7 protein-coding genes are annotated in these 6808 nt (G+C 74.2%); 4 read left to right on the top strand and 3 right to left on the bottom strand.

Translation table 11 applies throughout. The features are described 5' to 3' along the window. The first annotated feature begins 384 nt into the window (after positions 1-384). Positions 385-975 (top strand): TetR/AcrR family transcriptional regulator, encoded by a 591-nt coding sequence (locus PV341_RS42605; RefSeq protein ID WP_500360672.1) that lies wholly within the window; start codon positions 385-387, stop codon positions 973-975. Between the two features lie 29 nt (positions 976-1004). On the opposite strand, the gene PV341_RS42610 is transcribed toward PV341_RS42605, so the two are convergent. Further along, entirely contained in the window at positions 1005-2267 is a 1263-nt protein-coding gene (locus PV341_RS42610; protein ID WP_500326285.1) for an FAD-dependent oxidoreductase, read from the bottom strand. A gap of 178 nt (positions 2268-2445) precedes the next feature. On the opposite strand from PV341_RS42610, the gene PV341_RS42615 reads away from it, so the two are divergent. Continuing rightward, positions 2446-3597 (top strand): serine hydrolase domain-containing protein, encoded by a 1152-nt coding sequence (locus tag PV341_RS42615; RefSeq protein WP_500326287.1) that lies wholly within the window; start codon positions 2446-2448, stop codon positions 3595-3597. Between the two features lie 18 nt (positions 3598-3615). On the opposite strand, the gene PV341_RS42620 is transcribed toward PV341_RS42615, so the two are convergent. Then, positions 3616-5040, bottom strand: coding sequence for a hypothetical protein (locus tag PV341_RS42620; protein ID WP_500360674.1), 1425 nt, complete (start codon positions 5038-5040; stop codon positions 3616-3618). A 61-nt stretch (positions 5041-5101) separates the two neighbouring features. Here PV341_RS42620 and PV341_RS42625 point away from each other — a divergent pair, with 61 nt between their 5' ends. Beyond that, complete coding sequence (locus PV341_RS42625; RefSeq protein WP_500326291.1) at positions 5102-5851, top strand: TetR/AcrR family transcriptional regulator; 750 nt, start codon at positions 5102-5104, stop codon at positions 5849-5851. Between the two features lie 97 nt (positions 5852-5948). Continuing rightward, positions 5949-6137 (top strand): DUF4236 domain-containing protein, encoded by a 189-nt coding sequence (locus PV341_RS42630; RefSeq protein ID WP_326570932.1) that lies wholly within the window; start codon positions 5949-5951, stop codon positions 6135-6137. Positions 6138-6146: 9 nt separating this feature from the next. Here the strand turns inward: PV341_RS42630 and PV341_RS42635 are convergent, their stop codons facing one another. Further along, positions 6147-6749 (bottom strand): GNAT family N-acetyltransferase, encoded by a 603-nt coding sequence (locus PV341_RS42635; RefSeq protein WP_500326293.1) that lies wholly within the window; start codon positions 6747-6749, stop codon positions 6147-6149. Between the last annotated feature and the right edge of the window lie 59 nt (positions 6750-6808).

A 6808-nucleotide genomic window follows, 5' to 3' on the forward strand; every position in this document is an offset into this window, starting at 1 on the left:
TCACTGGGGAGTGGTCGCGGGCGGTGTCAACTCCGTTGGCGCGTCACGGGGCGCGGCGCGCGGCCGCCGGGCCACCGGGGGCGGGCGCCCGCACGACGGCGGTGCCGCCGGCGGGGTCCGAGGGGGTACGGGTCATGGGTCTGTCTCCGGGGAAGAGGCACGGTCGCGCCGTACGCGGGCCGGGCGGCCCGGTCGACGGGGACAACAGGGGGCGCCGCGGCACTGCGGCAGGAAGCGGAGGCGTGCGCGGGGACACGGCCCGCGTCCGCGGGACGAAGCGGCGCGAGGGTCCGCCGAGCCCTTAAGTAAACCGATCGGTCTCCTTACGCGCTCCACCGTAACAGCCGTTTCCGGTGAAGTAAAACGATCGGTATCCTTAACGGCATGAGCGACGCACCCTCCCCCGTACGCCGGCGCAGTGGCCGAGGCGCCCGGGAGCGGATCCTCAAGGCGGCGACGGAGCTGTTCACCGCCCAGGGGGTCCACGCGACCGGGATGGACCAGCTGACCACCGTCGCCAACGTGTCGAAGCGCACCCTGTACACGCACTTCGCGAGCAAGGACGACCTCGTCCAGGCCTATCTGCGCGAACTCGAGGACGGCCTGCTCCCCGCCGAGGTGATCCCCGGCGAGCCCTGCCCGGACCCGCGGGAGCAACTCCTGGCGATCTTCGACTGGCCGCCGGGGCGGACGGACGGACCGCTGCGCGGCTGCCCCTTCCTGAACGCCGCCGTCGAGGTGCCCGACCCCGACCACCCGGTGCACCTGCTGGTGGCCGCCTACAAGAGGGAGTTCGCCCGCAGGCTGACGGCCCTGGCACGGGTGGCGGGGGCCCACGACCCCGAGGCGCTCGGCGAACGGCTCGCCCTGCTCTACGACGGCGCCGTCGCCCGCAGTACCGCGCTGAACGCCACCGGGCCGGGCGCCCACGCCCGCGCCATCGCCGTCGCGCTCGTGGACGCCGCGATCGACTGAGCGCCCCGCGCCCCGGCCGTCCCGGCGCCTCAGCGCAGCCGTGTCGCCGCACGGCGCCGGTCCGACAGCACCTCGCGGGCGGCCCGCGTGCCCGAGGCCAGCGCGCCCTGGAGCGACCCGGTAGCCCGGTGGTCGCCGCACACGTGGCGCCCCGGCGCGAAGCGGGTGGTGCGGGTCATCGGGTGCGGTGCCGGCATCGCGGGCAGCGCCTCGCGCACGGTGCAGCGGTGCAGCGGCTCCCAGGCGGAGGCGTCCGTGCCGTACGCGTCCGACAGCGCCGCGGTCAGGGCGGGCTCGTCGGCGGGGCCCGGCGCGCCGAGCACGGAGGTCGCCACCAGGGCGCGGCCGTCCGGGGACAGTCCGGGCTGCACTTCGGTGAGGACCACGGTGTTGAGGAAGCGACGGCGTTCGTCCACCATCAGCGTCGGTTCGGCGAGCGGCGACCGGTCGGCGGCGTGGTAGTACGTCGTCACGGTCCGCGTCGGCGGGACGGTGAGACCGGGCAGCAGCCGTGCGGCCGCCCCCGGTCCGGTGGCCACCACCACGACGGGCGCGGTGACGTCCGTGCCGTCCTCCAGCAGCACCCCGTCGCCGGTCAGTTCGCGCACCGGGGCCTCGGTGCGGACGGTGTCTCCGGGAAGTCGCCCGGCGAGCTGGACGGGCACGGCACCGATCCCCTCGGCGGGCAGGGCGAGGGTGCCCCGCAGCATGCTGCGCCACACGAAGTGGAAGAAGCGGCTGGAGGTCTCCAGTTCGTCCTCCAGGAAGACCCCCGACAGGAACGGCCGGAACAGGGTCTCCACCAGCTCGGCCGAGATGCCCGCCGCGGCCAGCGCGGTGAGCGTCGTGGTGTCCGCGCCCGCGCGCAGCCTTCCCGCGGGCAGCGCCATGTCACGGGCGCTCAGGACCGCCAGCGCCGCCAGGTCCCGTCCCGACGCGAGCCGTCCCGGCAGCAGGTCGGCGGTCGCGTACGGCGGGCGGGTCGGGTCGGCGAAGCGCAGTCGCCCGCCGGAGGTGTGCACCAGGACGCCGGGGGTGAACGGCCGCAGCCGCAGCGGCTCCAGCTCCAGGCGCCGCTTCACCTGGGGGTAGGAGGTGTTGAAGACCTGGAAGCCGCGGTCGAGGAGGAAGCCGCGGTGCCGGTCGGTGCGCATCCGGCCGCCGACTCCGTCCGAGGCCTCAAGGACCCGCACCGTCAGGCCCGCCACGGCGAGGTCCGCCGCGCACGCCAGCCCGGCGGCGCCCGCCCCGACCACGATCACGTCACAGCGGCCACCGCGCTCCTGCTGCATGGATCCGGTGCCTTTCCTCCGTGTACACCCCGATACGGGCCGGCTTTCCGTACGCTACGCGGACGCCCGGGTGCCGCCCCTGCAACACACCGCCGAACGGGCCGCACGGCGGCGGACCGATGAGTCCGCGCCGTGGCGGGAGTCCTCTCCGTGACGGCGTACGAGGGAAGGTGGAGCGATGGAGCAGCGGTTGCACGACATCCTGCAGGCGTTCGTGGACGACGGATCGGTGCCGGGGGCCGTGGGCCTGGTGGCGCGCGGCGACCGGGTCGAGGTGGCGGCCGCGGGGACCCTCGCCGTCGGGGACCCCACCCCCATGACCAGGGACTCGCTCTTCCGCATCGCCTCGATCACCAAACCGGTCGTCGCGGCGGCGGTCATGATGCTCGTCGACGACGGACGGATCGCCCTGTCGGACCCCGTCGCGGCATGGCTGCCCGAACTGGCCGAACCGATGGTCGTCCGCACCCCGGCCGGTCCGCTCGACGACGTGGTGCCGGCCGCGGCGCCCATCACCGTCCTCGACCTGCTGGCCTCGCGCGCGGGCTACGGCTTCCCCGCGGACTTCTCCCTGCCCGCGCTCGCCCCGCTGTTCGGCGAGCTCAAGCAGGGCCCGCCGCGGCCGCAGCAGGTCATGGCACCGGACGCCTGGATGGCGACGCTGGCCGGGATCCCCCTGCTGCACCAGCCGGGCGAGGCCTGGCTCTACAACACCTGCTCCGACATCCAGGGCGTCCTGGTCGCCCGGGTGTCGGGCCGCCCGCTGGACGAGTTCCTGTCCGAGCGGATCTTCGAGCCGCTCGGCATGACCGACACCGGTTTCGCCGTGCCGCGTGCCGGCCTCGGCCGCTTCACCGCCTTCTACCGCCCGGATCCGCAGGGAGGGCTGGAGTTGGTGGACGCCCCCGACGGGCAGTGGAGCACCCCTCCGGCGTTCCCGTCCGGCGCGAGCGGCCTGGTGTCGACCGCCGACGACTGGTACGCCTTCGGCCGGATGCTCCTCGCCGAAGGCACCGCGGGCGGCCGCCGGCTGCTGTCGGCGCAGTCCGTACGGCTGATGACCACCGACCACCTGCCGCCCGCCGAACGCGACGCGAGCGCGGTCTTCCTGGAGGGGCAGGGCTGGGGCTTCGGCGGTTCGGTGGACGTCGCGGCCGTCGCCCCGTGGAACGTACCGGGACGCTACGGCTGGATCGGCGGCACCGGCACGGCGGCGCACATCACGCCGTCCACGGACACCGTGACGGTGCTGCTCACGCAGGTCGAACTGACCGGCCCGGCCGCCCCGGCGACAATGCGCGCCTTCTGGGCCTACGCGGCCGGGGCCTGAGCCGCCGGGGCCGCCCGGTCACGCCTCCCGGGACTCCGTCGAGAGGAAGACCGGGGTGACCGAGAGCGGGACGCCGACGGTGCCGTCGGCGCGGTGCAGCGGGACGGCGGCACCGAAGGCGTCGACCGCGTGGGCGGCGGCGTGGGGCCAGGGGAGGTCGACGAGGGTCCCCGGGGCGTCCTCGCCGGTGTAGGGATCGCCGGAGCGCCAGAGGACCTGGAGCGCGCCGCGGCCCTCCCGGGACACCTCGAAGGCGTACAGGCCGGACCGGTCCTCCGTGGCGAGGCGGCGGACGGCCGTGACGCCGTCGAGGTACGCGGCCAGGAGGGCGAAGGCGTCGGCGGCGGGGCGGCGCCGGGTCAGGGCGGTGCCCTCGTAGTCCAGCAGGGCGAGCCTGCCGAAGAGGAAGCCCATGAGGTTGAGGCGGTCGCGGTAGCCGGGGATCTCCGGGGCCAGGTTCCAGCAGGCCGTGCGGGTGACACCGCAGGCGAGGGCCAGGACGGTGCGGGTGACGATCTGGCGGCGGTTGATGCGGTCGCGGCGCGCGGCGAGCTCCGGAGGGCAGTCCTCCATGAACATACGCAGTTCCGGCGGGAGTTCGGGGGAGCGTTCGTAGAGCAGGCGCATGGTCGCGCGGTCCGGCGCCTCGCCAGGCTCCGCCGCCCCCGTGAAGGCGGCCGTCATCGCCCGCTCGAGTTCCGCCTGGGCCCGGGGGAACTCGAAGAGGGTGGGGCCGTTGTACTCCCCCGCCACCACCGGGCGTTCGTATCCGTGCCGCCGCATCATCGCGCGCACCTGGGCGATCTGGTCCGGGATCGCGTGCGGGTCCCCGTAGAGGTGGACGTCGAAGAGGTCGAAGGCGTCGCGGCCGTGCTCGACGACGTGGTCGAAGAACCGCCGGGCCTCGCCGTCCGCGGGGCCGGACAGCACGTCGTGGCCGCAGCCGCCGAGGACGACCGACGCTGCCGGGTCCGCGGCGCGTACGGCGCGGTGGAAGGCGGTGAGCTGTGCGACGTACTCCGCCGCGCTGCCGGCCCACAGGAGTCCGGTGTTGCTGGGCTCGTTGCCGCACTGCCAGTGGTCCACGCGGCCCCGGCACCTGGTGACCAGGTCGCCGACGAAGCGCTCGTACCCGGCGGGGTCGAGCGCGGGCGAGGACGGGAGGAAGCCGGTGGGCTGCCGGGTCGCCCACGGGGAGCTGGAACAGACGGTGACCCAGAGCTCGGCCGCCGGGTCGCGCTGCCCGAGGACGGCGTCGACGACGGACCAGTCGTACCGTCCGGGTTCCGGCTCGACCTGCCCCCAGTAGAGGAAGACGCGCACCAGCCTCGCGCCGAGCTCCCGCGTCTCCGGCACGAAGCTGTCCGGCGCTCCGAACATCCCGTAGCTGATGCCCCTGACGACGCCGAGGCGGATCCCGGCCGGTGCGGTGGGCTGGCTCATGACTGCTCCCTCGCTCTTGCGTATACGTCATATACTTTAGCTGACGTTATAAACTTCCCCCGTGAAGGAGACGCAGGAGACCCCGGAAGGCGCCCCGGCCCCCTTGATCTGGACGCAGCCCGCGCCGCGCCGCCGCCAGAGCCCGCTGGAGCGGGACGACATCGTGCGCGCCGCGATCGCCGTCGCCGACGAGGGCGGCCCGCAGGCGCTCACGATGGCCGCGGTGGCCAAGCGGCTCGGCCCGTACACGCCGATGGCCCTCTACCGTCACGTGATGAGCAAGGACGGGCTGGTCGACCTCATGCTCGACGCCGTCACGGCGGAGATCCCGCTGCCCCCGGTGCCGGGCGCCGACTGGCGGGCCGATCTGCACGCGGTGGCCGCCGGGAGCTGGGACGCGGTCAAGCGGCATCTGTGGTTCGCCCAGCTCGCCCCTACGCGCCCGCCGCTGGGGCCGCACATGATGCGCCGCACCGAATTCGTCCTCCAGGTGCTCGTGCACCAGGGCGCCACCCTCGGCGAGGCCATGACCTACGCGGCGCTCCTCGACCGGCACGTCCTCGGCAGCGCGCAGCAGGAGGCCGAGGAGCTCGCCATGCGCCGCCGCCACGGCATCCACACCCCGCAGCAGCTCGCCGCGGCCGTCACCGCCGCCCGCGAACTGGCCGCGGCGGGCGGGCGGCACCCGCTGCTCGCGCGGTGGATGGAGGCCCCTTCCGGGCCGGACGCGGACGGGCAGTTCGAGCTCAGCCTGGCCTTCCTCATCGACGGCATCGCCGCACGCCTGCCGGAGGGCGGCGGCGCGACCTGACACCGGGCATCCGCGACACCCGCGGGAACGGACCCCGATGAAAGGTCGTCAGCAGGGCACACGTACTCCAGACCGAACCCTCGGAAAGGAGCACCACGTGCCTCTTCGCTTCCGCAAGTCGTTCCGGATCCTGCCCGGCGTCCGCCTGAACATCAACAAGCGCTCGCTGTCCATCACCACGGGCAGCAAGGGCGTCCACCACACCGTCAACACCCGCGGTGAGCGCACCGAATCCGTCGACCTCCCGGGGCCGTTCTCCTGGCGCCGCACGCGCAAGGGGCACTGAGGCCCGTCGTCATTCGAGGATCCAGCCCGACATCCACCGCTCCCGCACGGCCGGCCACTCGGTGGCGACCAGGGAGTAGTACACGGTGTCGCGCCACGACCCGTCGACCCGGCGGCAGTGCCGGCGCAGCACGCCCTCGCGGATACCGCCGATGCGGGAGACCGCGTCCTGGGTCGGCAGGTCGAGGTCGTCCAGGCGCCACTGGACGCGGCCGAAGCCCAGGTCCTCGAAGGCGTAGTACACCAGCATGAAGTGGGTCTCCAGGTGGACCGGGCCGCCCCACAGGGCCGGGTCCAGCCAGCTCCAGCCGATGTCCACGCGCTCGTCGACGACCGAGACGTCGACGTACGCGGCCCAGCCCGACGGGCGCTCCGTGGCGTGCGGGACGACCGCGAACACCACGGACTCCCCCGCCGCGGCCTGCGCCAGCCGCTGCTCCACCAGCGAGGCCATCTCGCCGGGCGAACCGGGGGGCGTCGTCGACAGCCAGCGCCACATCCCCTCGTCGGCGCGCGCCGCGGTGAACAGCGCCGGGACGTGCAGCGGCGAGAGCGGGACCAGCCGCGCGTACCGGCCGTCGATGGTGACCGGAGCGGGGAAGCGTAGTGCCATATCCGCACGCTAATCGGGCGGGCACGCGGCCGCACCAACTCGCGGATTCCCGCCCACCC

It is taken from the genome of Streptomyces sp. PA03-1a, from assembly GCF_033792805.1.
GTDB lineage: Bacteria > Actinomycetota > Actinomycetes > Streptomycetales > Streptomycetaceae > Actinacidiphila.